This is a genomic window from Streptomyces hainanensis (assembly GCF_004348415.1).
Lineage (GTDB): Bacteria > Actinomycetota > Actinomycetes > Streptomycetales > Streptomycetaceae > Streptomyces > Streptomyces hainanensis.
The window spans coordinates 1-25,307 of record NZ_SMKI01000043.1 but is presented as its reverse complement, the minus strand read 5'-3'; the positions used below and the strand labels follow the sequence as shown (position 1 = coordinate 25,307).

The window sequence follows — 25,307 nt, the reverse complement described above, 5'->3', positions numbered from 1 at the left end:
CACACGTCCCACACACCCCGCACGCCCCCCACGCCACGGGGCACCCGCGTCCGACCGGGCCGAGCCGACGGGGCACGCTGCGCGCCGTCGGCGGGCTGGCCCTCGCCGGGGCGCTGGGCGCCGCCTCGGCACGGTCCGCCGGCGCCGCCCCGACCACCTGGAACCATCCCGGCGCCCTGCACAACGCCGGCGACATCAACCGCGCCAGGGTCAGGGTGGCCGCGGGTACCGACCCCTGGCGGGCGGGCTGGCAGCGCCTGGTCGACAACCCGCACTCCTCGTCCACCTGGACGCCCAACCCGCAGTCCGTGATCTATCGCGGCACGGGGACCTCGAACAACTACCCGATCCTCTACAACGACATCGCCGCCGCCTACCAGAACGCGCTGCGCTGGCAGGTCGGCGGCACGACGGCCAACGCCGACCGCGCCGCCGCCATCTGCAACGCCTGGTCGAACACCCTGACCTCCATCCAGGGCAGCACCGACGCGATCCTCGTCGCCGGCCTGCAGGGCTGGCAGTTCGCCAACGTGGGCGAGCTGCTGCGCGGCTACCCCGGCTTCGACCTCGACGCCTTCCGGCAGATGCTGCTGAACGTCTTCTACCCGATCAACCACGGCTTCCTGCGGGACCACAACTTCACCTGCATCAGCCACTACTGGGCGAACTGGGACCTCTGCAACATGGCGTCCATCATGGCCATCGCCATCCTGTGCGAGGACGGCGCCAAGTTCGACGAGGCCGTGACCTACTTCCAGAGCGGCGCGGGCAACGGCTCCCTCGCCCACGCCGTCCCCTTCCTGCACACCGACGCCGCGGGCTACGGGCTCGGCCAGTGGCAGGAGTCGGGCCGCGACCAGGGCCACTGCGTCATGGGGGTCGGCCAAATGGGCGCGCTGTGCGAGATGGCGTGGAACCAGGGCGTCGACCTGTACGCCCACGACAACCGGAGGTTCTTCCAGGGGGCCCAGTACGTCGCGAAGTACAACATCGGCCTCGACGTGCCCTTCACCACCTACAGCTGGGGCAGCGGCACGAACTGCGCCCACAACGAGCACACCGCGATCGCCTCCGGCGGCCGCGGGCACATCCGCCCGATCTGGGCGATGCTGCACTTCCACTACCACGGGCGCCTGGGCTGGCGTGACGAGTACCTCTCGACCATGTACGACGACTTCGTCGGGACGGAGGGCGGCGGCGGCGACTACGGCTCCACCAGTGGCGGCTTCGACCAACTCGGCTTCGGCACGCTCATGTACGCCAAGTGACGCGAGCCGGTGGTGGCGCGAAGGACCGGCCGCACGGGCGCACTTCGAGTGCGCCCGTGCGGTTCCGCCGGGGGCGAGGGCGAGGCCGTCCGACACGACCCCTTGACTCCCCGGGCGCGAGGATGACAGCTTTTGTATCGCTACAAATTTTCATCCCACAGTACGCATACCAACCCGAACGTGGGCCTTCGCCGGCCGAAGGAGACGAACGACCATGGGTGAATCCCGCCCCCGCGGCGAGACGATCGTCGAGGTGGACGCCAGGGCCGCGGGCACCGCCATCTCCCCCGACCTGTTCGGGGTGTTCTTCGAGGACCTCAACTACGCGGCGGACGGCGGTCTCTACGCCGAACTGGTGCAGAACCGGTCCTTCGAGTACCGCTCCGCCGACCGGAGCGGCTGGCACGCCCTCACCGCGTGGGAGCTGCTGGAGCGGGACGGCGCCGCCGGATCGCTCACCGTCTCCACCGCGGCGCCGTTGCACCCGGCCAATCCGCACCACGCGGTGCTGCGCACCGTCGCCACCGGCACCACGGGTTCGGGGGCCGGGCTGCGCAACGAGGGCTTCGACGGCATCGCCGTCCGGGCGGGCGAGTCCTACGACGTCAGCCTCTTCGCCCGCCTGCCCGACGGCGCCGGGAACCGGCTGGTGGCACGGATCGAGAGTAGGGACGGCGGCCTGGTGCACGGCCGGGCGGAGCTGGGACCCGTGCCCGGGCACTGGGAGCGGCTGTCGGCCGTCATCACGTGCGAGACGACCGACCCCGACGCCAGGCTCACCCTCACGACGTCCGGGGTCGGCACCGTCCACCTCGACCTGGTCTCGCTCTTCCCACAGGCCACCTTCCGCGGCCGGCCCGGCGGCCTGCGCGCCGACCTGGCGCAGGCCATCGCGGACCTGAAGCCGAAGTTCATGCGGTTCCCGGGCGGCTGCCTCGCCCACGGGCAGGGGCTCGGCAACATGTACCGCTGGCCGGACACCGTCGGGCCGCTGCACCAGCGCCGCCAGCAGCCCAACATCTGGCACTACCACCAGTCGATGGGCCTGGGCTACTTCGAGTACTTCCAGTTCTGCGAGGACATCGGCGCCAAGCCGCTGCCCGTGGTGCCGGCCGGCGTCTGCTGCCAGAACAGCGAGGTCACCGGGCAGGCCGGCATCCCCCAGGAGGAGATGCCCGCCTACGTGGCCGAGGTGCTGGCGCTGGTCGAGTGGGCCAACGGCCCCGCCGACTCCACCTGGGGCGCGGTGCGCGCCGCCGCCGGGCACCCGGAGCCGTTCGGCCTCGAGTACCTGGGGGTCGGCAACGAGGACACCATCACCGACACCTTCCGCGACCGCTTCGCCCGCATCCACGACGCGCTGCGGGAACACCACCCCGAGATCACCGTCATCGGCACCCTCGGCCCGTCCACCGCCGGCCAGGACTGGGAACGGGGCTGGGCGTTCGCCCGCGAGCGACGGATCCCGGTCGTCGACGAGCACTCCTACAAGTCGCCGCGCTGGCTCCTGGAGAACACCCGCCGCTTCGACGCCATGGACCGCGAGGGCCCGCACCTCTACGTCGGCGAGTACGGCAGCGGCCGCAACAACGGGCGCAGCGCCGTCGCCGAGGCGGCGTACATGATCGCCATGGAGCGCAACGGGGACGTCGTCCGGCTGGCCTCCTACGCTCCGCTCCTCGCCAGACGCGGCAGCATCCAGTGGCTGCCCGACCTGATCTACTTCGACAACACCGACGTGTGGCCCACCCTCAACTACCACGTGCAGCGGATGCACTCGGTCGGCTCCGGCGACACGGCCCTGCCCTTCACCGTCACCGGGGCCCCCGAGCCGGTGCCCGTCAGAAACGACGCCCGGGCCACCGTCCTGATCGGCACCGGCGCCGACACCCGGGCCGAGTTCACCGACGTCACCATCGACTCCCCGGGCGGCGCACCCGTGCCGGTACCGGAGTTCGGCACCTGGCACGCCGAGTCCGGTACGTGGGTGACGGACGGCAGCGGCGGCGTCCGTCAGACGAGGAGCGGGGCGCGGGCCGAACTACTGCTGGCGGACGCGGTGGAGGGATCGGGATACGCCTTCTCGGTGCGGGCCAGAAAGACGGCCGGCGACGAGGGGTTCGTCCTCGGCTTCACCGGAGCGTCGCCCGATCACCGCTACCGCTGGAAGCTCGGCGGCTGGCTCAACCAGTCGACGTGGCTCGTCCGCGTGGACGACGGCGTGGAGGACGATCTCGGCGACCGCGTGGCCGAGTCCGTCGAGACCGGCCGCTGGTACGACCTGCGGATCGAGGTGGCCGGTCGGCACATCCGCTGCTACCGCGACGGAGAGTTGGTCCACGAGGTCGAGGACGTCCGGCCGGAGCCGGAGGTCTTCGCCGTCTCGGCCGTCCGCGCCGGTTCGACCGACGAGGTGATCGTCAAGATCGCGAACGCCACGCCCGCGTCCGTCGTCGTCCGCGTGCGGCTGGCCGGCACGGACGACGGCGCCGACTTCGCACGCACCGTCCTGACGGTTCCGCCGGACGCCGCGAGCCGGTTCGGGCCGGCCCCCGCCACCCCCGTCGAGGACCGGCTGACCGGGACGGTCTGCGACATCCCACCCCACTCGTTCACCGTGCTGCGCACCCGTGGACGCGGTCCCCGATGACCCGGCCCGGCCGCCCCCACCCTGGCAGGCGGGGCAGGGCACGACCGCGGACGCGGGGAATAGCATGCGAGCGGGGCGCGAGACCGGGTTCCGAAGCCACAGGGCAGGGGTGAGCGTGGTAACGATCCAGGAAGTCGCGAAGGCGGCCGGGGTCTCGTCGATGACCGTCTCGAACGTCATCAACGACCATCCGAACGTGCGCAGGGAGACGCGGGCGAGGGTCCTGGAGGCGATGACCCGGCTCGGCTACCGCGTCAACGTCGCGGCCCGCAACCTGCGCAAGGGGCGCACCGGAACCATCGGCCTCGCCATCCCCGAGGTGGACAGCGCCTACTACGGGCAGTTGGCCGCCGCCATCATCGCCGCGGCCGAGCGGCGTGACCTGCGGGTGAGCATCGAGCAGACCGGTGCCTCGCCGGAGAGCGAACTGGACGCCCTGTCCCTGTCCCGCAACCGGCTGTACGACGGGCTCATCCTCAGCGCGGCGGGCCTGGGCCAGGCGGACGCCGAGCGGCTCAGGGTCGACCATCCGGTGGTCATCCTCGGCGACCGGATCTTCGGCGGCCCCGTGGACCACGTCGCCATGCCCAACCTCGACGCCTCCCGGGCGGCCACCCGCCACCTGCTCTCGCGTGGCTGTCGTCGCATCGCGATCATGTGCGGGGCGGTGGAGGAGATCGACACCTCCCGGCTCCGCCTCGCGGGCTACCGCCTGGCGCTGGAGGACGCGGGCGTGCCGGTCGACCCCGCCCTCGTCCAGCAGGTGGGCAGGTTGGGCATGCGCGAGGGCGCGCGCCGCGCCCGGGAGATGGCGGAGAGCGGGCTCGCGTTCGACGGCGTGTTCTGCGTGACCGACGCGCTGGCCATGGGGGTGCTGCGCGGGCTGGCCGACGTCGGGATACGGGTTCCCGACCAGGTGAAGGTGATCGGGTTCGACAACGTCGCGAGCAGCGAGTTCCTGGTGCCCTCGCTCTCCTCCATCGACCCGGACCACGACGGCATGGCCGCGCGGGCCGTCGATCTCCTGATCCAGCGCATCGAGCAACCGGAGCCCTCGACGCGTCATGCCGAGTTCGTCGGCAGCTTCTCCGTGGTGATCCGGGAGTCGACGGACGGCTGAGACCGGTCCACGGTCCAGTCCCCGCCCCGACACCGCCGAACCGACGGCGGTCCCACGTCCGGATAGATAACGATATCCATCCGGCCGCTGCCCCTGCCCCTCCGTCGCCTCAAGCCATCGAGTCCAAGAGGTTCGTCTCATGCCCGAGTCCCCGTCCTCCGCCGCCCCGAGCACCGCCTGGGAGCCGCCGGCCAACGGCAGTCCCGAGTGGAACAACAACATCGCGATCTCCGAGGTCGGTTCGGAGCCGCCGCACAGCACGCTGATGCCGTACGCGGACGTCGAGCAGGCACTGGCCGCCGACCGCACCCGTTCGCCGTGGCGGCTCGACCTCGACGGCGCCTGGCGGTTCGCCTACGCCGACCGCCCGGAGGACCGCGACCCCGAGTTCCACCGCACCGACCTCGACGACAGCTCCTGGGACACCCTCCCGGTGCCGTCCTGCTGGCAGATGCACGGCTACGACCGCCCGATCCACCTCAACAAGCCCTATCCCTGGTGGGGCCCCAACGGCCTCGGCGAGGAGGCCCAGCCGCCGTTCGCCCCCACTCGCCACAACCCCGTCGGCCAGTACCGCCGCACCTTCACCGTGCCGGCGAACTGGGCCGACCGGCGGGTCTTCCTACACTTCGAGGGCGTCAAGTCCGCCCACTACGTGTGGATCAACGGCGTGCGCGTGGGCTACCGCGAGGACTCCTACACCCCCGCCGAGTACGACATCACCCCCCACCTCACCGAGGGCGCCAACCACCTCGCCGTCGAGGTCTACCGCTACTCCACCGGCGACTGGCTGGAGGACCAGGACATGATCCGGCTGAGCGGCATCTTCCGCTCGGTCCACCTCTTCGCCACCCCCGTCGTCCACCTGCGGGACTTCAAGCTGGACACCCCGCTGAGCGACGACCACACCACCGCCGAACTGTCCGTCACCGCCGCCGTCCGCGCCTACACCCAGGACGCCGCCACCGGCCACCACACCGTCGAGACCCAGCTGTACGACGCCGACGGCCGCCCCGTCTGGCCGCGCCCCCTCAGCGCGACCGCCGACCTGGCCGCCGCCCCGGCCGGCGAGGACGTCACCGTCCAGGCCGCCGGGGCCGTGCCCCGGCCCCGGCTCTGGTCCGCCGAACAGCCCTACCTCTACACCGCCGTGCTCCAGCTCCGCGACCCCGCCGGCCGGGTGACCGAGACGCTGTCGCACCGGGTCGGCCTGCGCGAGTTCGCGCTCAGGGACGGGCTGATGCGGATCAACGGCCGGCCCGTCTCCCTCCGCGGCGTCAACCGGCACGAGATGCACCCCGAGCGCGGCATGTCGCTGACCCGCGCCGACATGGAGCGGGACATCCGGGTGATCAAGCGGATGAACATCAACTCCGTGCGCACCTCGCACTACCCGAACAACCCGCGGTGGCTGGAGCTGGCGGACGAGTACGGCCTGTACGTGGTCGACGAGGCGAACCTGGAGACCCACGGCGTCAACGACCAGTACCCCGGCGACCATCCGGAGTGGACCGAGGCGTGCCTGTTCCGCGCCCGCAACATGGTCCACCGCGACAGGAACCACGCCTCCGTCGTCATCTGGTCCTTGGGCAACGAGTCCGGGGTCGGCTCCACCTTCGACGCCATGCACGACTGGATCCACGCCACCGACCCCACCCGCGTCATCCAGTACGAGTGGGACAACCGCCCCGAGGTCAGCGACATCAGGTCACAGATGTACGCCCGCCCCTGGGAGGTCGAGGAGCGGGCCCTGGACACCGCCGACCGCCGGCCCTTCGTCCTCATCGAGTACTCCCACGCGATGGGCAACTCCAGCGGCAACCTCAGGAAGTACTGGGACGTCATCCGCCGCCACGACGTGCTCCAGGGCGGCTGGATCTGGGACTTCGCCGATCAGGCGCTGCGCTGGCCAACCCCCTCCCGCAAGCGGCTCACGGAGACCGGCCCCGGCGCCCTGACCGGCGAACTGGCCACCGCGGCCGGCGTCACGGCCGGGAAGGGCCTCAGCGGCGGCGTCTTCTTCCCCCACGACTCCTCCCTCGACATCACCGGCTCACTGACCCTGGAGGCCTGGATCACCCCGGGCCCGCCCTTCGGGTACCAGCGCATCCTCGCGAAGGGCGACACCCAGTACGCGCTCGGACTCGCGGACCGGAGCCTGGAGTTCCTCATCCACGCGGGCGGCCGGTCGATCGCCGCCGCCACCCCGCTGCCCGAGGGCTGGACCGGCGCCGAGCACCACGTGGCGGGCGTCTTCGACGCGGCCGCCGGCACACTGACGCTGCACCTGGACGGCCGCGTCGCCGCGACCCGGACCACCACCGAACGCCCCACCAGCAACACCACCCCCCTGACGTTCGGTACCAACGCCGACAACCCCCTCCACGACTACAGCGGCACCATCCGGCGGGCCGCCGTGCACGCCCGCGCCCTGTCGCCCGGGGAACTCGCCTCCGCCGGTCGCGGCCCGGGCGACGACGGCGTGCGGCTCTGGTTCGACGCGGCCACCGCCGGCTACGCCGAGGAGGAGGCGGCCGACCGGACGTTCCTCGCCTACGGCGGCGACTGGGGCGACATTCCGCACGACGGCAACGGCTCCGGCAACGGTGTCGTGACCGCCGACCGTGGCCACACCGGCAAGGCCGCCGAGGTCAAACGCGTCTACCAGGCGATCCAGGTGACGGCGGCCGACGGCGACGCCGCCACCGGGCGGCTCACCGTCACCAACGAGTACCTGTTCACCAACCTCCAGGAGTTCCACGGCACCTGGACCCTGGTCGCCGACGGGCAGAAGGTGCGGAGCGGACAACTGACCGCCGCCGACCTCGACATCGCCCCGCTGTCCACCAGGGAGATCACCGTCCCCCGCCCCCTGCCGGCCGACCCGGCGCCCGGCACCGAGTACTTCCTCCAACTGTCCTTCACCACCAGGGCGGCCACGGCGTGGGCGGACGCCGGCTTCGAGGTGGCCGCACAACAACTCCCCGTCACACCCCGCGCCCGGGCCGTGGCACCACGGCCGCTGGAGGCCGTCCCCGCGCTGCGCCACGAGGAGGGCGAGGCGGCCGTGACGGTGGCTGGCGAGGACTTCTCCGTCACCGTCGACAAGGCCACCGGCGTCATCACCTCCTACCAGGCCGGCGGCGCCCAGCTCGTGGTCTCGGGACCGGCGCCGAACTTCTGGCGGGCGCCCACCGACAACGACCGGGGCAACGGCCAGCCCAGCCGGAACGCCACCTGGCGCGGCGCGGGCACCCGCCGGACGGTGACGGACGTCCGGGTCCGCGCGCTGCGCGACCGCGCCGTGGAGATCACCGTCACCGGCACCCTGCCCACCACGGTGGAATCCGCCTACACCACCACCTACACCGTCTTCGGCAACGCCGAGATCCGGATCGACAACACCCTGCGCCCCGGCGCCCCCGACCTCCCCTACCTCCCCGAAGTCGGCACGCTGTTCCTGCTCCCCGGCCGACTCACGCACCTGCACTACTACGGCCGCGGCCCCGAGGAGAACCACTGGGACCGCAACACCGGAACCGACGTCGGCCGCTACGCCGGCACCGTCGCCGACCAGTGGACCCCCTACCTCCGCCCCCAGGAGAACGGCAACAAGACGGACGTGCGGTGGGTCGCGCTCACCGACGACGCCGGCGCCGGCCTCCTCGTCTCCGGCGAACCGCTGCTGGAGTTCAACGCCTCCCACCACACACCCGAGGACCTCTCCGTCGGGGTACGCCACGACTACCAGCTCGTCCCACGGGAGGAGGTGGTACTGCGGGTGAGTCACCGCCAGATGGGCGTCGGCGGCGACGACAGCTGGTCCACGCACACGCACGACGAGTTCAAGCTGTTCGCCGACCGGGAGTACGCCCACACCTACCGGCTGCGGCCGCTCGCCGACGTCCGCGACGCGACGGCGGCCGCCCGCCGCCCGACGGCGAGTTGAGCGACCGCCCCCCGCACCACGGGCTCATCGCGGTCCGACGGACTCCCTGACCACGACATGCGTGCCGAGCAGGGCGTGCTGCTGGCCCCGCTCCGGGCGGTTGCGACGGTCGAGGGCGAGCCGGACGGCCACCCGGCCCAACTCCTCGTAGGGCACGTGCACCGTGGTCAGCTGCGGCCGCAGGTCCGCGGCGGGAGACACGTCGTCGTACCCGGCCAGGGAGACGTCCTCGGGAACGGCGAGGCCGAACTCGGTGAGCGCCTGCAACGCGCCGGCGGCGACCGCGTCGGTGACGGCGAACACGGCGGTGAAGTCGAGCCCGGCGGCCAGGCGCTCGCGCAGCACGGCACGCGCCGCCGCGCGGTCGAACGGCGCGGGCGCCACCAGCTCCGGTGCGGCCTCGACGGCGAAGTCCGCGAGTGCCCTGCGGTAGCCCGCCAGCCGCCCCGCGGCGGTGGTGGTCTCGGGGTCGCCGCCGAAGAAGAGGACGCGCCGGTGCCCGAAGCCGAGGAGACGGCTGGTCATGGCGTACGCGCCGGCCTCGTTCTCGTACTCCACCACGGTGGCGGGCACGTCCTCCCCCAGGGACGGACGGCCACACAGCACGAGCCGGGATCCGGCCTGGTCCAGGGACTCGGCGAGGGCGCGCATCCGGACGCGGTACCCCTCGTCGTCGCGCACACCGCCGATCAGGATGATGGCTTCGGCGCCCTGCTCCCGCATCAGCCGCACGGCCTCCAACTCGCGATCCGGGTGACCGCCCGTGGTGCAGATCAGGGACAGGCGGCCCTGCCGCGCCGCCTCCTGTTCGATCCCGTGGGCGACCTCGGCGAACGAGGGGCCACGGACGTCGTTGAGGATGAAGGCGACCGCGTTGATCGCGTGCCCGCGCAGCGCCCTGGCGTGCGTGTTGGCCACGTAGTCGAGCTCGCGCAGGGCCCTTTCGACCCGGCGCCTGGTGCCGGTCGCCACCGGGTAGTTCCCGGCGATGACCCGCGAGACGGTGGGTACCGAGACGCCCGCCCGCTCGGCGACGTCCTTGAGCGTGGCACGCCCGTTGCCCGCCTGCCGCCCTCGGCCGGTGTCTGTCGTCACGTGCCCAGTCTAGTTTTCCGCCCGCGCCCCCGGGCCGCCCCTGGGGCGGGCGCCGCCCCGGGCGTGGCCGGCGTCGGGGACGGGACCCGCGGGGCTACGCGGCGCGGTCGAGTTCGGCCCGCTCGACGCGGTACCGGAGGGGGCGCCCCGCGACCAGCAGTTCCAGTTCCTCGACGGCCGTGCGGCCGAGTCGACGCAGCTCGTTGCCCTGCGAACCGGCGATGTGCGGCGTCAGCAGGACGTTGGGCAGGTCGTAGAGCGGCGACGACGGCGGCAGCGGTTCGGGCTCGGTGACGTCGAGGATCGCGCGCAGCCTGCCGCTGACCAGTTCCTCGGTGAGCGCGTCCTGGTCGACCAGACTTCCCCGCGAGGTGTTGAGCAGTACCGCGCCGTCCCGCATGGACGCCAGCGCGGCCCGGTCGACCATGTGGTGCGTCCCGGGCACCGCGGGGGCGTGCACGCTGACGATGTCGCTGTCCCGGAACAGCTCCGCCAGGCCGGCCCTGCGCACCCCGAGTCGTGCGGCCTCGGCCTCGTCCACGTACGGGTCGTGGAGCACGGCGTCGAAGTCGAACGGGCGCAGCAGCTCGATCAGCCGTCGCCCCACCCGGGAGGCGCCGATCAGCCCCACCCGGCGCCCGACGTTGCCGACGTGCGGATGGACCTCCCCGAGGACGAAGCCGCGGGCCGCGCGGTACCGCTCCCGCAGGTCGAAGACTCCCTTGCCGGCCAGCAGGATCATGCCCAGGGCGTACTCGGCGACGGGGAGGGCGTTGGCGTCGGCCGCCGAGGAGACGGCCAGGCCACGGTCCCATCCCTGGCCCGGGATCAGGTACTTGACGGAGCCGCCGGTGTGCAGGACGGTGCGGAGCCGCGGAGCGGCCTCCAGCAGTTCGGGGGTGAGCGGGGGGCAGCCCCAGCCGCTGATCAGCACCTCGGCGGTCGCGAGCCGGGAGCGGGCCTCCGGGTCACGCGGGTTCGCCAGGACGACCGGATCGATGTCGGCGACGGCGGTGAGGCGGCGCATCAGGTCGGGTGGGAAGAGGAGCGGCAGGTGTCGCGGGTTCAGGGCGAACAGCACCGAGGGACGCTCTGACATGGGGAAGGTCCCTCCAGCTGCGATAGAAATCGTTCTCTACGCTACGGTCGGACGGCGGGACGGTCAACACCCGGCGTCTTGAGGCGGGCACGGGAGGACGCCGACGGCGCGCACGCCGGAGGCCGTTACGATGAGCGCCGTGCCCACAGGTGAGAGGCAGCCGGCGGTTCCGGAGGACCGGGTCACAATCAACGACGTGGCGCGGCTCGCCGGCGTCTCGCGGCAGACCGTGACGCGGGCCATGAACGACATGTCCGGGATCAGCGCCGAGACGAAGGCCCGGGTGCTGCGCGCCGCGGCCCGCCTGGAGTACCGGCCCAACCGGGCGGCCAGGGCCATGGTCCGCGGTCCCGGCACCACGCTCGGCCTGGTGATCCGCTCCCTGTGGAACCCGTTCTTCGCCGAGATCGCGGAGAGCGTGATCGACGCGGTCCACGCCCGCCAGTGGAACCTCCACCTGAGCTACGTCGGGTCGAACGGCCGCGACGCGCTGTCGGTGGTGCGGGACATGGCTCCCGAGGTGGACGCGATCGTCGGCTATCTCCCGCCCGACATCTCGCGCGAGTTGCCCTCCTTCACGGGCCCGCTCATCCAGCTCGACATCTCCGGGACCACCGGCCAGGACGCCGGGTTCCGCTTCGACCTGACCCACGACCTGGGCCTCGTCGTCCAGCGCTTCGCCGACAGCGGACGGCGCGGGGTCGCGATGATCGACGGCAGCGTGCACGGCGGCCCCAGCGTCCGCGCGCCGATCTTCACCGAACTCGCCCGCGAGGCCGGCGTGCTGGACGACCGGGTGGGCGTCACGCTGACCGACGAGTCCCCCGAGGGCGCGAGCGCCGCGGTGCGCGAGATGCTCGACCGTTCGCCCGACGTGGACGGCCTGTTCGTCTTCAACGACGTCATGGCCCTGGGCGTGATGCACGAACTCACCCGTCACGGCCTGACGATCCCCGACGACGTCGCCGTGATCGCGATGGACGGCATCCGGCTGGGCGCCTACAGCTCCCCGCCGTTGACCACCGTCGACCTGGACCCGCGGGGCCTGGGCCACGCGGCCGTCGCGGCGGTCGGGGACGTGCTGGCCGGCGACGCGCCCCGGAGGGGCCGGGGCGCCCAGTGGCAGCGGCGGCACGCGCTGCTCGTGCGCCAGTCCGGCTGACGCCCCCTCACGCACCGGCCACTCCCCGCACCACGACGCCGCCCGTCGCCCGTCACCGTCGCCTTCCGGGCAGAACCGTGATCGTTCACGAGCACGCACCGGTTCCGCCGAACAGATCGCCGTGAACGCTCACGCACGCCTCTTGACCCGGCTCTCGTTCCGTCCCTAGTCTGCGGCTGGCATCGAGCCGTATTCCCTGCCATTCCTCGGCATTCACGGCACCTCTCGACGGGCTGACGGCTTCCGTACGCGGCGTCGTGCACGTTCACGCACGCCGGCACGCGGCGGTCCGCGACTGATCGAGGATGATCGGAGATCCCACGCCATGACCCAGCTCTCGCGCCGCACCTTCCTCGGTGGACTCGGCACGACCCTCGGCGCGGTCGCGCTCGCCGGCCCGCTCACCGCGTGCGGCGGTGGCGGAGGCGCCTCGCGCGGCACCGCGGCGTTCGACATCCCCACGTTCGGAGAGCCGCGCCCGCCGGCTCTCGACCCGGCGTTCACCGCCTCCCACGAGGCGATGCGCGACGTCTACGTCGGCCAGCCGGCCGAGTACTTCCGCGGCTACGACGGGACGCCCCTGTCGGGCGGCGAGATCTCCACGTTCCAGCTCACCTGGGGGAATCCCCCGAGCGACGTCTCGGGCGACCCCTACTGGCAGGAGCTCAACCGCCGGCTGGGCGGAACCATCGACACCACGTTCGTGCCCGCCGCCCAGTACGGGGACAAGCTCGCCACCACCCTGGCCTCGGGCAGCGTTCCCGACCTGGTGTTCGTCGACGACAACAGCCCGGTGGCCCTCCAGGGAATCCGCGACGGGGCGTTCGCCGACCTGAGCGAGACCCTGTCGGGCGACAACGTGCTGGAGTGGCCCCACCTCGCGGCGAGGCGCGAGGACGTGTGGCGCTCGTCGCTGCGCGACGGCCGGATCGTGACGATCCCCAGCCCGGTGCATCCCCTGTCGTTCTTCCCGCTCCTGCGGCTGGACATCGTCGAGCAGGTGGGCGGCAACGCGGAACCCGCCGACGCCGACGAGCTGTTCGAGCTGCTGGCCCAGGTGGCCGCGGTGCGCGACGCGCACGGGCTCCCGGTGCACGGCATAGCCCTCTACGACGACCCGCTCCAGACCGTCGTCGAGGCGATGTACCGCGTGGGCTGCGACTGGCAGTTGGACGGCTCGGGAGGCTTCGTCCACAAGATCGAGACCGAGGCGTACCGCGAGTCGCTGGCGTTCCTCGCGCGGTGCTGGGAGGCCGGCGTCTTCAACCCGGACGCGTTGAGCGGCACCGTGCCGGAAGGGCCGTTCGGCAACGCGGTGTTCGCGCCGTCGGCCTGGTCCAACTCGGTCGGCGGCCCCGGCATCCACACGGCCGAGCGCGACACGGAGGGGATCAGGCTCGGCTTCCTGGAGCTGAGGGGCTTCGACGGCGGGGACTGCGTGTGGGAGCGGAACCTGCCGCACGGCCGGTCCATCGCCGTCTCCTCCCGGGCGGCGGAGGACACCGACCGGCTGCGGGAGATCCTCAACGTCCTGGACTACCTCAGCGCGCCCTGGGGCAGCGAGGAGCGGCTGTTCATCGACTCCGGCATCGAGGGCGAGCACTGGGAGATGCGGGACGGGGTGGTCACCCCGACCAACCCGCCCAGCACGCAGTACACCTGGGTCGCGTCGGGCGACGCCGTCTACAACCTCGCCGCGCTCTCCGAGCCGTGGGCCGAGGGCTTCCACGCGGTCGCCTCCCGCCAGGCCGAGCAGTCCGTGCCCAAGGACACCCTGGGCCTGACCTCGGAGACCCTCGCCAGCAGAGGCGTCCAGCTGAACGCGTCCCTGCTCGACCAGCAGAACGCCGTCGTCTCCGGACGCGCCTCGCTGTCGGACTTCGACGACTTCGTCCGCACCTGGCTCGACCAGGGGGGCGAGCAGATCCGCCGCGAGTACGACGAGGCCAGGGAAGCGCGGGGCTGAGATGACGACCCGACAGCGGACCGTCCCCGCCGCGCCCGGGACCTCCGAGGAGGAGGCGCCGGCAGCGCCCCCCGTCGAGGTCCGCGGGACCTCCCTGTGGACCCGGATCAAGCGGGAGCGCGTCGCCTACACCTTCATCGTCCCCGGCCTGGCGTTCTTCGTCCTGTTCGTCTACGTGCCCCTGTTGGGCAACGTCGTGGCGTTCATGGACTTCTCGCCGTTCCTCGGCCTGGAGGACTCCCCGTGGGTGGGGTTCGACAACTTCCGTGCCCTGCTGGACGATCCCGAACTGCGCGACGCGCTCGTCAACACGCTGACCATCTCGCTGCTGCTGGTCGTCTTCGCCTTCCCGGCCCCGCTCGCCTTGGCGCTCCTGCTGAACAGCCTGCTGTCGGACCGGGTCAAGCGGATCGTGCAGACCGTGGTCTACCTGCCGCACTTCCTGTCCTGGGTGATCGTCATCTCGTTGTGCCAGCAACTGCTGGGGGGCAACGGATTCGTCTCGACGCTCGTGCAGGACCTCGGCGGCGAGCCGTTCAACGCCATGACCGACCCGGACACCTTCTACGCGCTGGTGGTGTCCCAGTCGATCTGGAAGGACGTCGGATGGGGCACGATCATCTTCTTCGCGGCCATCGCCGCCGTGCCCCGTGACCGGTACGAGGCCGCGGCGGTGGACGGCGCGAACTCCTGGCGGCGCACCTGGCACATCACGTTGCCGGCGCTGCTGCCCGTCACCACGCTGCTGCTGATCCTCCAGATCGGCAACGTACTGACCGTGGGCTTCGAGCAGTTGTTGCTCCAGCAGCCCGCCGTGGGGGCGGACGCGGCGCAGGTCCTGGACACCTTCGTCTACTACCGCGGCGTGGCCGGCGGCCAGTGGGGCGTCTCGGCGGCGGCCGGCCTCCTCAAGGGCGTCATCGCCACCGTCCTGATCGTCTCGGCCAACCGTGTGGCCAAGCGCCTCGGAGGGAGTGGCATCTTCTGATGGCCGACACCACCGCACCGTCCGTGTTCGACCGCCGTCGGCGCCGCCCCGCCGGCCGGGACGACCTCGCGCCCTGGATGCGCAAGACGTCGAAACCCGTCTCCGCGCTCAAGGGCGTGGTCGTCACCGGCATCTGCCTGGTGATGCTGTACCCCGTCGTCTACGTCGTCGTCATGAGCCTGGCCTCGCCCCGGCAGGCACGCCAGGGGGTGCTGTTCCCCACCGAGTTCTCCCTCGACGCCTACCGGGCGATCTTCTCCGGCGGCGTGGTCACCCAGGGCCTGTGGGTGTCGTTCGTGGTCACCGCCACCGGGACGGTGCTCGCGCTGGCGATGACCTCGACCCTGGCGTGGGGACTCAGCAGGACCAGGGACGTGCCCGGCGCGCGCGCCGTGCTCGTGCTCGTCCTCGCGAGCATGTTCTTCGGGGCCGGCATCATCCCCAACTACCTGCTGGTCAAGCAGCTCGGGCTGCTGGACTCGCTGTGGGCACTGATCCTGCCGGGCCTGATCACCGCCTTCAACCTGGTGGTGATGCGCAACTTCTTCATGGAACTGCCCAGGGAGCTGATGGAGTCCGCCCGCATCGACGGCGCGGGCGAGTGGCGCATCTTCCTGCGGATCGTCCTGCCGCTGTCCCGTCCCATCCTCGCCGTGATGGGCCTGTTCTACGCCGTCGGCTTCTGGAACTCGTACTTCAACGCCCTCATCTACATCAACGACCCCGACAAGTGGCCCATCCAGGTCGTGCTCCAGCAGTACGTCATCGCCGCCTCCCCGATTCCCGGGATGACGCCGAACCCGGACGTGCCGCCGCCGCCGGCGATCACCCTGCAGATGGCGATCATCGTCGCGGCCACGCTGCCCATTCTGCTCGTGTACCCGTTCGTCCAGCGGTACTTCACCTCCGGCGTCCTGACCGGCGCCATCAAGGGCTGACCCGGCGTCACCCGGCGTCAGCCCGCCCGCACGCGTTCGCACCGCGGCCACGATGCCGCCCGCTCCAGGAGAGATCCCCCTGATGACGACCCCCGCCGTCCACTCCAGGCCCGCCGCGGAGCTGGAGACGGCCTCCTATGTGACGTCCTTCTCCCCCGGCTCCGGCACGCTGCCCCCGCGGGCCAGGCCCCACAGCGACGCGCCCGCCCTGGACCTGTCGGGCGAGTGGGCGTTCCGCCTGGTGCCCGGGTTGCGGGACCTCACGGCCGGCTTCGAGGACCCGAGGTTCGACGACTCCGCCTGGGACCGGCTGGCCGTGCCGTCCCACTGGCAGCTCGCCGGTCTCCGGGCGCCCGACGGCGAACTCCTGGAGACGGCCGAGGCCCGCTACGGCCTGCCCGCCTACACCAACCAGCAGTACCCCTTCCCGCTCGACCCGCCGCACGTTCCGGACGACAACCCGACGGGCGAGTACCGCAGGAGCTTCGCGCTGCCGTCCGCCCTGCGGGGGGTGGCGGGGCGGGTGGTCCTGCGCTTCGAAGGGGTGGACTCCGCCTTCGCGGTGTGGTGCAACGGCATTCCGCTCGGCCACGCCACCGGCAGCCGCCTGCCGAGCGAGTTCGACGTCACCGACGCGCTGGTGCCGGGGGACAACGTGATCGCGGTGCGGGTGCACCAGTGGTCGGCCGGCAGCTACCTGGAGGACCAGGACATGTGGTGGCTGTCGGGCATCTTCCGCTCCGTCGGGCTGCTGGCCCGTCCCACGTCCGGCGTCGAGGACCTGTTCGTCCACGCCGGCTTCGACCACGTCACGGGGCACGGCACGCTCCGGGTCGACACCCCGGGCCCGGCCCGCGTGCGCATCCCGGAACTGGGCGTCGAGGCCGGCACCAACGAGCGGCTGACGGTGCCCGACGTGGAGCCCTGGAGCGCGGAGGAGCCGCGCCTGTACGAGGCCACGGTGTCCACCGACGCCGAACGCGTGACGGTCAGGATCGGCTTCCGCACCGTCACCGTCGAGGACGGCCGCATCCTCGTCAACGGGCGGAACATCCGCTTCCGGGGGGTCAACCGCCACGAGTGGCACCCGGACACCGGCCGCGCCCTCGATCCGGAGACCATGCGCGAGGACGTGCTGCTGATGAAGCGGCACCACATCAACGCGGTCCGCACCAGCCACTATCCGCCCGACCCCCGCTTCCTCGACCTGTGCGACGAGTACGGCCTGTGGGTCGTCGACGAGTGCGACCTGGAGACCCACGGCTTCCTGCTCGCCGACTGGCGCGGCAACCCGAGCGACGACCCCCGGTGGGCCGACGCCCTGCTCGACCGGATGCGCCGGACCGTGGAGCGGGACAAGAACCACCCCAGCGTGATCATCTGGTCGCTGGGCAACGAGAGCGGCGAGGGCGAGAACCTGCGCGCCATGGCCGCCTGGACGCGCTCGCGCGACCCGGAACGGCTCATCCACTACGAGGGCGACCCTGACCACGGCCACGCCGACGTCTACAGCCAGATGTACTCGCACCCCGAGACGGTCGACCGCGTCGGCCGGCACGCCGAGGACCGCACCCGGGACCCCGCCCTGGACGCGCGCCGCCGCTCCCTGCCCCACCTGCTGTGCGAGTACGCCCACGCCATGGGCAACGGTCCCGGCGGGCTCGCCGAGTACGAGGAGCTCTTCGACCGCCACCCCCGGCTGCACGGCGGGTTCGTCTGGGAGTGGATCGACCACGGCATCAGGCGCCGCGCCAGTACCGGCCCCCGCCCCGGCGAGGAGTACTTCGCCTACGGCGGCGACTTCGACGAGGAGGTCCACGACGGCAACTTCGTCGCGGACGGGCTGCTGTTCCCCGACCGGACCCCGTCGCCCGGTCTCGTCGAGTACGGGAAGGTGATCGAGCCCCTGCGGCTGCGGATCTCCGGCGAGGGGCGGGACGCGTTGTCGCTGGCCGCCCGCAGCCGCTACGACCACGCCACGACCGCGCACCTCGCCTACCGGTGGGAACTGGCGGCGAACGGCAGGGCGCTGGCCGCGGGCGCGGTCGACCTGCCCGTCCTGGCCCCCGGCGGGACGGCGACCGCCGACCTGCTGCCGCTCCTGGCCCACGTTCCGCGGGACGCGCCCCGGGGCGAGGAGGTCTGGCTCACCGTCAGCGCCCGGCTGGCGGAGGACCGGTCGTGGGCCCCGGCCGGACACGAGGTGGCCTGGACACAGCACCGACTCGCCGCCCTGGAGCGGCCGGCACCGCCCACGCTCGTACCCGACCCGCCCCCGGCCGTCGCCGCGACGCCCACCGGCTTCTCGCTCGGCACGGCCCACTTCGACCGGAGCGGCGCCCTCCGCTCCCTCGGGGCGCTGCCGGTCGTCGGCCCCCGCCTCGACGTCTGGCGGGCCCCGACCGACAACGACCGGGCCACGCACGGCGACGACGCGAACCGCGCCTGGCGGGCGCTCGGTCTGGACCGCACGCACGACCGCCTGGTCGAGGCGACGCCCCACGACGACGCGCTGGTGGTGGCGGTCCGCACCGGCTCGGCGGCCACCGACGCCGGCCTGCTCACCACCCTCACCTGGACGGCACTCGCTCCCGGGACCCTGCGGCTCGACGTCGAGGTCGTACCGGAGGGGTGGTTCGTCCGCCACGGCTCCCCGGCGTCGTCCGGCACCCCCGTACCGCTCCCCCGGATCGGGTTGCGGCTGGGGCTGCCGGCGGACGTCACCGACGTCACCTGGTTCGGCCTCGGCCCCGGCGAGGCCTACCCGGACACCCGGCGGGCCGCCCGGGTCGGCGAGTTCACCGCGACCGTGCCGGACCTCCAGACGCCGTACGTGACGCCGCAGGAGAACGGCGCCCGCCGCGACGTGCGGTACGCCCGGCTCACCGACGCCTCGGGCGCCGGCCTCGAAGTCACCGGCCTGCCCACCTTCCACCTCACGGCGCGCCCGTGGACGAGTGAGAGCCTGGACGCCGCGCGCCACCCCACGGACCTCGTGCCCGACCGGCACGTCTGGGTCAACCTGGACGCCGCCCACCACGGCATCGGCAGCCAGTCCTGCGGTCCCGGCGTCCTCCCGGTCCACCAACTCCACGCTCGCGCCCTCCGGTTCGCGCTGACCCTGCGCGCCGTCGGACCCGACACCGCCGGCTGACCCGACACCGCCGGCTGACCACCATCCGTCGGCCCCGCCGGGACCGGGGGCCGGTCCGGACGTCACTCCTCCGCGTCGCGGACCAGGAGCGCGATCTGCACCCGGTTCTCGACCGCCAGCTTGGCGAACAGGCTGCCGGTGTGGGCCTTGACGGTCGCGACGCTGATGTTCAGCCGCCCGGCGATCTCCGGGTTGCCCAGCCCGTCCGCGATGGCCCGAGCGGTTTCCCGTTCCCGTTCGCTCAGCGGGGCCAGCCGCTTCCGCGCGGCCCGGCGGGACGCGTCGCGGGCGTCCCGGGACGCGGGCCCGGTGGCCGCGGCGATCACCCGCGCCGTGGCCGCCGGGGACAGCGCGGGATTCCCCTCCGCGACCGTCCGCACCGCGTCGAGGAACCGCGCCGGCGGGGTGTCCTTGAGGACGAACCCGAGCGCTCCGGCGCGCAGCGCGCCGAGTACCAGATCGTCGGAGTCGAACGTGGTCAGCACGAGCACGCGCGGCGGCGACGGCCGGGTGAGGATCTCCCGGGTCGCGCTGAGACCGTCGCGGCCGGACATCCGCACGTCCATCAGCACGACGTCCGGACGCCACTCGTCCACCACGCTGATCGCGGCGTCTCCGTCGGCCGCCTCCGCGACGACGGTCAGGTCGGGTTCGCCCTCGATGACGAGTCGCAGCGCCATGCGCACCAACTGGTCGTCGTCGACGACGACGACGCGCACCGGCTCCCGCTCGCTGTCCACTCACGCTCTCCTTCGTCGGTGTGCTACGGCCAGGGCAGGCACGCGGTGAGGACGTACCCGTCGTCCGGCGTCGGGTGGTGGTCGAGCTCCCCGCCGGCGAGGGCGATCCGCTCGGCGACGCCGAGCAGGCCGAATCCCGACGACGGCGGCCGCGCGGTTCCCGCGGTGGCCGGGGAGTTGCGGACGACGACACGGAGTTCTCCGCCGGCCTCTCCTTCGACGGTGATGTCCACGGCCGCGCCCGGGGCGTGTTTGGCGGCGTTGGTCAGCCCTTCCTGGACGATCCGGTAGCAGGTTCGGCCGACGGCGTCGGACGGCCGTCCCGTCACGGTGGTGCCGAGCGTGACGTCCATCCCGGACGCGCGGGCGTCGGTCACCAGCTCCGGTATGTGGGCGAAGGACGGTTGCGGGGGTTCCGGGCGGCCCGGGTCGGCGCGGAGCACGCCGAGGACGTCCCGCAGTTCCTCCAGCGCCTGGTGGGAGCTGTCGGCGATGCCGCGGATCAGCGTGCGGTTCTGCTCGACCGTGAGGTCGCCGCGGTGGTCGAGCACCCCGGCCTGCATAGCGACCAGGGAGATCCGGTGGGCGAGCACGTCGTGCATCTCGCGGGCGATCCGGTTCCGCTCCAGGGCCCGGGCCTGCGCGGCTCGGGCGAGCTGTTCGCGCTCCGCGCTCTCCGCCCGTTCCCGCAGGGAGCGCACCTCGACGCGCCGCGCGCCGACGGCCGCGCCCACGGCCACCGCGATCCCCGCGGTCAGCGTCGGGAGCGCGAGCAGGAGCCACAGCGGGCCGGTCGGACCCTCTACCGGATAGACCCCGACGGCGAACTGGGTCGAGAGCACGTAGGTCAGCACCACGATCCCGATCTCCACCGGACGGCGCCGGGTGGAGATCGAGCCGAGCGCCAGAAGCGCCGCACCGGTGGCGAGGGACGACACGGTGGCGGCGCTCGCGACCGTCACGGCGACGGCGAGCGGGAAGCGCCGCCGGAGGAGAAGGACCGTCAGACACCCCAGGGCCACCAGCGGATCGCCGATCTCCCACCAGACGCCCGGCCCGGCCGGCTGCTCCCGGGAGAGCACCACGCCGGTGGAGAACCAGAAGGGGACGCCGGCGGCGGCCGCCGCCGCCAGCCGACCCGTCTGCTGCCACCCGCCGAGCCGTGGTGCCACCTCCGCGTTCACCCGGTCAGTATCGCGACCGCGCCCGGCCGGTGCATCAGACCAGAGGCCGAGACGCCTTCGACCGAAGTCGAACCGCCACCTCGACCCGGGGCGAGGGCGGTTCGAGCCGCCGGGCCGATGTGCCGGGGACGCCCGACGAACAGACTCGGTTCCCCAACCGAGAGCGGCGTCCGGCGGGAGGGCACATCCCCTCCCCCACGCCTTCGCCCTCGCCCCGTGAGGAGAACATCGGATGCGCAGAAGTCTCGCCCTCGCCCTCGCCGCCACGGCGGTGCTGGCGACCGCGGTCCCGGGAGCCGCCGCGGCGACCCCGGCGACCCCCGACCCGGCGCCCCCCGACCCGGCGACGGTGACGGTGACGCCGGAGACCGTGCGGTGGGGGCCGTGCCCCGAGGCGGCGACCGCGTCCCGCCTGGAGTGCGGAACGCTCGAAGTCCCGCTGGACTACCGGGACCCGGCCGGCCGGCGGATAGAGATCGCCGTCTCCCGGCTGGCGAGCGAGAACCCGTCCCGGCGCCGGGGCGTGCTGCTGACCAACCCGGGCGGCCCCGGCATCACCGGCCTGGGCTACCCGGCCCTGCTCGCCGCCGCCGGACTGCCGCGGGAGGTGCTCGACTCCTACGACCTGATCGGCTTCGACACCCGGGGCGTCGGCCGCAGCACGCCGGTGACCTGCGACCTGACGCCGGAGCAGCAGCGGCGCGGGGCCTTCCCGACCTACGCGCACACCGCCGCCGACGTCACGCGGGAGGCGGCGTACGCGCGGACCGTCGCCGAGCAGTGCGCCACCTCGTCGACGGCCTGGATGCTGCCGCACACCACCACCGCGAACAACGCGCGCGACATGGACCGGATCAGGGCGGCGCTGGGCGAGCCGAGGGTGTCGTTCCTCGGCGGCTCCTACGGCTCCTACCTCGGCGCGGCGTACGCGACGATGTTCCCCGAGCGCGGCGACCGGATCGTGCTCGACAGCAACCTCGGCCCCGGCGGCTACGACGCGACGGCCATGCGGAGGTTCGCCCCCGGTCTCCAGGAACGGTTCCCGGACTTCGCGGCGTTCGCGGCCGAACGCCCCGAGTACGGTCTGGGCAGCACACCCGAGCAGGTGACCGCGACGTTCCACGAGCTCGCGGAACGGTTGGACGAGGCGCCGGTCCAGGGCCTCGACGGGACGTGGTTCCGCGGGCTCACCTTCGAACGCCTCTACGGCGACGCGCTGATGCCCGAGCTGGCCGAGGCCTGGCAGGCGCTGGACGCGGGCCAGGCCCCGCCGACCCCGCCGCCGTTCCCGGACATGGAGAACGCCATGTCCGCCCGGCTCCACGTGATCTGCGCCGACGCGCGCTGGCCGGACACCGTCCGGGAGTACCAACGGAACGTCGCGCACGACCGGCTGAGGTACCCGATGCTGGGCGGGTCCACGGCCAACATCGGACCGTGCGCGTTCTGGCCGACCGAGGGGATCGAACCGCCGCTGGAGATCGGCGACCGGGGCCCGTCGAACGTGCTGATGGCGCAGAACGAGCGCGACCCGGGAACGCCGTTGGCCGGCGCCCGGGAAATGCGGCGGGCGCTGGGCGACCGGGCCAGGATGGTGACGGCCGACCAGGGCGGGCACGGCGTCTACCCGTTCGGCGCCAACACCTGCGCCAACGACACGGTGACGGCCTTCCTGACCACCGGGCACCGCCCCGCGCGTGACCTCGCCTGCCCGGCGGAGCCGGGCGAGTGACGGGAGGGAGGCCGTGATCGGGACGGTGCGGCGCCGGCGGGCCCTACGGCGCGTCGGGCCGGGGCGTCGCCCGCGCCTCGACCGGTCAGGAGGCCGGCCGCGCCTCGGCCGTGGTCGGCGCGGTGGTCGCGGCGAGGCCGAGGAGGTCCTTGCGGATCACGCCGGACTGCGCGACGACCAGGACGTTGGCGGGGTCGCCGAGGCCGACGATGTCGGTGAGGGGGTCGACCGCGCTGACGACGAAGTCGGCGAGCTTGCCGGCCTCCAGGGTGCCCAGATCGTCGGCCACGCCCAGGAGTTCGGCCGCCGACCGGGTGCCGGCGACGATCGCGTCGGCCGGTGACATGCCGAGTTCGACGAGGAAGCCGAGCTCCAGCAGGTTGCGGCCGTGCGGGACGACGCCCGCGTCGGTGCCCATGGCGATCCTGGTGCCGCGCTCGATGGCGTGGGCGATGTTGGTCCTGGTGATGCCGGACCAGCGCACCTTCTTCTCGTAGTGGTAGGGCTGCATCGCGGCCTTGTCGATGCCGACGAAGACGGTCGAGAGCGTCGGCACCAGGAAGACTCCCCGCTCGGCGGCCAGGTCGAGGGCCCGGTCGTCGATGCCGTAGCCGTGCTCCACGCTGGTGACGCCACCGAGGATCGCGGCGTGGATGCCGGCCAGGCCCTGCGCGTGGGCGGCGACGGGGCGGCCGCCGTGGCGCTGGACCTCGTCGACGACGGCGCGCACCTCGTCCACCCGCAGCCCCTCGTCGTCGGGGGTGTCGTGCGGGCTGCCCATGCCGCCGGTGGTGCAGATCTTGATCACGTCGGCGCCGGAGCGGAGCGCGTCGCGGGTGGCGCGACGCGCCTCGTCCGGGGTGTCGGCGAGGTAGGCGCCGCCCTGGTGCAGGTGGATGTGGCCGCCGTCGAAGTGGTGGAAGTCGCCGTGGCCGCCGGTGTGGCTGAGGGCGTTCACGGCGATCTTCAGCCGGGGGCCGGCGATGAGTCCGTGGGCCAGGGCGTCGCGCACGCCGCGGGTGGCACCGGCGAGGTCGCGGGCGGTGGTGACGCCGGCGTCCAGGGTGGCGCGGAGCCGTTCCGCGGTCTCGTAGGCGACATAGGTCGGGTCGGTGGTCAGTTCGTGGAACGGTCCCTGCGGGAGGCTCAGCTTGACGTGCACGTGGGCGTCGATGAAGCCGGGGAGCAGGGTGCGTCCCCCCAGGTCGACCTCGCGCGCGCCGGGCGACGCCGGGGCGGTCGCGGCCTCGCCCGCGTAGCCGACGCGGCCCTCGGCGTCGGTGATCAGCACGGCGTCGGCTGTCGGCGCGGCTCCGGGCCGGCCGGTGATGAGGCGGGCGTTGGTCAGGCGCAGCGGCTCGGTGGGCATGGGGAGGTGCTTCCTTCCGGACGGTGACGGTGACGGTGGGAAAGGGTGGGGATCGGGGTTCAGGCGAGGGAGAAGCCGGGGGACGCCGGGTCGGCGTCGAGCAGGGCGCGGGTGTGGTCGGCCGTCGGCGCCGCGTAGACCCGGGCGGCCGGGCCGTGTTCGACGAGTCCGCCGTGGTGGACGACGGCCACCTCGTCCGACACCCGTCGCACCACGGCCAGGTTGTGGGAGATGAAGACCATCGTGAGGTGGAGTTCGTGGCGCAGTTCGTCGAGCAGCGCCAGGATCTCGGCCTGGACGGAGACGTCGAGGGCCGAGGTGATCTCGTCGGCGACGACGAGGCTCGGCCGGATCAGCAGGCCGCGGGCGATGGCGATGCGCTGGCGCTGGCCGCCGGAGAACTCGTGCGGGTAGCGGTCGATGGCGTCGGCCGGCATCCGCACCCGCTCCAGCCACTCGACGATGGTGGCGCGGTGCCTGCGCACGGCGGCGCGCCGCGGGTCGATCGCCTCGGCCAGGGCCTCGCCGACGGTGCGGCGGGGGTCGAGCGAGGAGTAGGGGTCCTGCGGGATGAGTTGGACGCGGCGGCGGAGGGCGGTGCGGGCCCGGCCCCGGGCGCTGCCGACGTCGGTGCCGTCGATGGTGATCGAGCCGGCGCTGGGGCGCAGGCCGCCGACGATCGCCCTGGCCAGGGTGGACTTGCCGGAGCCGGACTCGCCGACCAGGCCGAGGGTGTGCCCGCGGGCGAGGTTGAGGCTGACGTCGCGCAGCGCGTGGGCGGCGGCGGGGCCGTGCCCGTAGCTGACGTCGAGGTGCTGGATGCTGAGGAGGACGTCGGTCATCGGTCGGCCTCCTCGGCGTCGACGAGTTCGGCTGCGGGGTCGGCGGCGGGG

Annotated in this window: 16 protein-coding genes; 10 read left to right on the top strand and 6 right to left on the bottom strand. The window is 72.9% G+C overall.

Annotated elements, in window-relative coordinates:
• The 4 genes from E1283_RS06235 to E1283_RS06220 all read left to right on the top strand — a co-directional run.
• A partial coding sequence (locus E1283_RS06235) for an alginate lyase family protein (protein WP_425086136.1) occupies nt 1-1,268 on the top strand: 1,268 nt, incomplete at its 5' end.
• Nucleotides 1,269-1,482: 214 nt separating this feature from the next.
• Nucleotides 1,483-3,918 carry an alpha-L-arabinofuranosidase C-terminal domain-containing protein gene (locus E1283_RS06230; RefSeq protein WP_132816873.1) on the top strand — a complete coding sequence of 812 codons (2,436 nt, stop codon included), beginning with the start codon at nt 1,483-1,485 and terminating at the stop codon, nt 3,916-3,918.
• Nucleotides 3,919-4,027: 109 nt separating this feature from the next.
• Nucleotides 4,028-5,038 carry a LacI family DNA-binding transcriptional regulator gene (locus E1283_RS06225; RefSeq protein WP_243744636.1) on the top strand — a complete coding sequence of 337 codons (1,011 nt, stop codon included), beginning with the start codon at nt 4,028-4,030 and terminating at the stop codon, nt 5,036-5,038.
• Nucleotides 5,039-5,177: 139 nt separating this feature from the next.
• Nucleotides 5,178-8,987, top strand: a complete 3,810-nt coding sequence (locus E1283_RS06220) for a glycoside hydrolase family 2 TIM barrel-domain containing protein (RefSeq protein WP_132816871.1) — start codon at nt 5,178-5,180, stop codon at nt 8,985-8,987.
• Nucleotides 8,988-9,011: 24 nt separating this feature from the next.
• On the opposite strand, the gene E1283_RS06215 is transcribed toward E1283_RS06220, so the two are convergent.
• A complete protein-coding gene (locus E1283_RS06215; RefSeq protein ID WP_132816870.1) occupies nt 9,012-10,082 on the bottom strand; it encodes a LacI family DNA-binding transcriptional regulator in 1,071 nt (356 codons plus the stop codon).
• 94 nt (nt 10,083-10,176) lie between these two features.
• Nucleotides 10,177-11,181 (bottom strand): hydroxyacid dehydrogenase, encoded by a 1,005-nt coding sequence (locus E1283_RS06210; RefSeq protein ID WP_132816869.1) that lies wholly within the window; start codon nt 11,179-11,181, stop codon nt 10,177-10,179.
• Nucleotides 11,182-11,320: 139 nt separating this feature from the next.
• Here E1283_RS06210 and E1283_RS06205 point away from each other — a divergent pair, with 139 nt between their 5' ends.
• The 5 genes from E1283_RS06205 (at nt 11,321) to E1283_RS06185 (ending at nt 19,389) form a co-directional block, all read left to right on the top strand.
• On the top strand, nt 11,321-12,343 hold the full coding sequence (locus E1283_RS06205) for a LacI family DNA-binding transcriptional regulator (protein ID WP_165956024.1): 1,023 nt from the start codon (nt 11,321-11,323) through the stop codon (nt 12,341-12,343).
• 325 nt (nt 12,344-12,668) lie between these two features.
• Entirely contained in the window at nt 12,669-14,309 is a 1,641-nt protein-coding gene (locus E1283_RS06200; protein WP_132816867.1) for a type 2 periplasmic-binding domain-containing protein, read from the top strand.
• Between the two features lies 1 nt (nt 14,310).
• Nucleotides 14,311-15,297, top strand: a complete 987-nt coding sequence (locus E1283_RS06195; RefSeq protein WP_132816866.1) for an ABC transporter permease — start codon at nt 14,311-14,313, stop codon at nt 15,295-15,297.
• Nucleotides 15,297-16,235, top strand: coding sequence for a carbohydrate ABC transporter permease (locus tag E1283_RS06190; RefSeq protein WP_132816865.1), 939 nt, complete (start codon nt 15,297-15,299; stop codon nt 16,233-16,235). The genes E1283_RS06195 and E1283_RS06190 overlap by 1 nt, the downstream gene beginning before the upstream one ends.
• Nucleotides 16,236-16,317: 82 nt before the next feature.
• A complete protein-coding gene (locus E1283_RS06185) occupies nt 16,318-19,389 on the top strand; it encodes a glycoside hydrolase family 2 TIM barrel-domain containing protein (protein WP_132816864.1) in 3,072 nt (1,023 codons plus the stop codon).
• A 62-nt stretch (nt 19,390-19,451) separates the two neighbouring features.
• On the opposite strand, the gene E1283_RS06180 is transcribed toward E1283_RS06185, so the two are convergent.
• Both E1283_RS06180 and E1283_RS06175 read right to left on the bottom strand, forming a co-directional pair.
• Nucleotides 19,452-20,129: a response regulator transcription factor gene (locus E1283_RS06180; RefSeq protein ID WP_132816863.1), complete on the bottom strand. Its 678-nt coding sequence runs from the start codon at nt 20,127-20,129 to the stop codon at nt 19,452-19,454.
• A 23-nt stretch (nt 20,130-20,152) separates the two neighbouring features.
• Nucleotides 20,153-21,313, bottom strand: a complete 1,161-nt coding sequence (locus E1283_RS06175) for a sensor histidine kinase (RefSeq protein ID WP_132816862.1) — start codon at nt 21,311-21,313, stop codon at nt 20,153-20,155.
• Between the two features lie 232 nt (nt 21,314-21,545).
• Here E1283_RS06175 and E1283_RS06170 point away from each other — a divergent pair, with 232 nt between their 5' ends.
• Entirely contained in the window at nt 21,546-23,045 is a 1,500-nt protein-coding gene (locus tag E1283_RS06170; protein WP_132816861.1) for an alpha/beta hydrolase, read from the top strand.
• A gap of 85 nt (nt 23,046-23,130) precedes the next feature.
• Here E1283_RS06170 and E1283_RS06165 read toward each other — a convergent pair whose 3' ends face one another.
• Nucleotides 23,131-24,414: a metal-dependent hydrolase family protein gene (locus E1283_RS06165; protein ID WP_132816860.1), complete on the bottom strand. Its 1,284-nt coding sequence runs from the start codon at nt 24,412-24,414 to the stop codon at nt 23,131-23,133.
• A gap of 59 nt (nt 24,415-24,473) precedes the next feature.
• On the bottom strand, nt 24,474-25,256 hold the full coding sequence (locus tag E1283_RS06160) for an ABC transporter ATP-binding protein (protein WP_132816859.1): 783 nt from the start codon (nt 25,254-25,256) through the stop codon (nt 24,474-24,476).
• Between the last annotated feature and the right edge of the window lie 51 nt (nt 25,257-25,307).

Coding starts and splice junctions, on each gene's coding strand:
- E1283_RS06230 (WP_132816873.1), top strand. CDS start 1,483: ATGGGTGAATCCCGCCCCCGCGGCGAGACGATCGTCGAGGTGGACGCC.
- E1283_RS06220 (WP_132816871.1), top strand. CDS start 5,178: ATGCCCGAGTCCCCGTCCTCCGCCGCCCCGAGCACCGCCTGGGAGCCG.
- E1283_RS06210 (WP_132816869.1), bottom strand. CDS start 11,181: ATGTCAGAGCGTCCCTCGGTGCTGTTCGCCCTGAACCCGCGACACCTG.
- E1283_RS06200 (WP_132816867.1), top strand. CDS start 12,669: ATGACCCAGCTCTCGCGCCGCACCTTCCTCGGTGGACTCGGCACGACC.
- E1283_RS06195 (WP_132816866.1), top strand. CDS start 14,311: ATGACGACCCGACAGCGGACCGTCCCCGCCGCGCCCGGGACCTCCGAG.
- E1283_RS06190 (WP_132816865.1), top strand. CDS start 15,297: ATGGCCGACACCACCGCACCGTCCGTGTTCGACCGCCGTCGGCGCCGC.
- E1283_RS06185 (WP_132816864.1), top strand. CDS start 16,318: ATGACGACCCCCGCCGTCCACTCCAGGCCCGCCGCGGAGCTGGAGACG.
- E1283_RS06170 (WP_132816861.1), top strand. CDS start 21,546: ATGCGCAGAAGTCTCGCCCTCGCCCTCGCCGCCACGGCGGTGCTGGCG.
- E1283_RS06165 (WP_132816860.1), bottom strand. CDS start 24,414: ATGCCCACCGAGCCGCTGCGCCTGACCAACGCCCGCCTCATCACCGGC.
- E1283_RS06160 (WP_132816859.1), bottom strand. CDS start 25,256: ATGACCGACGTCCTCCTCAGCATCCAGCACCTCGACGTCAGCTACGGG.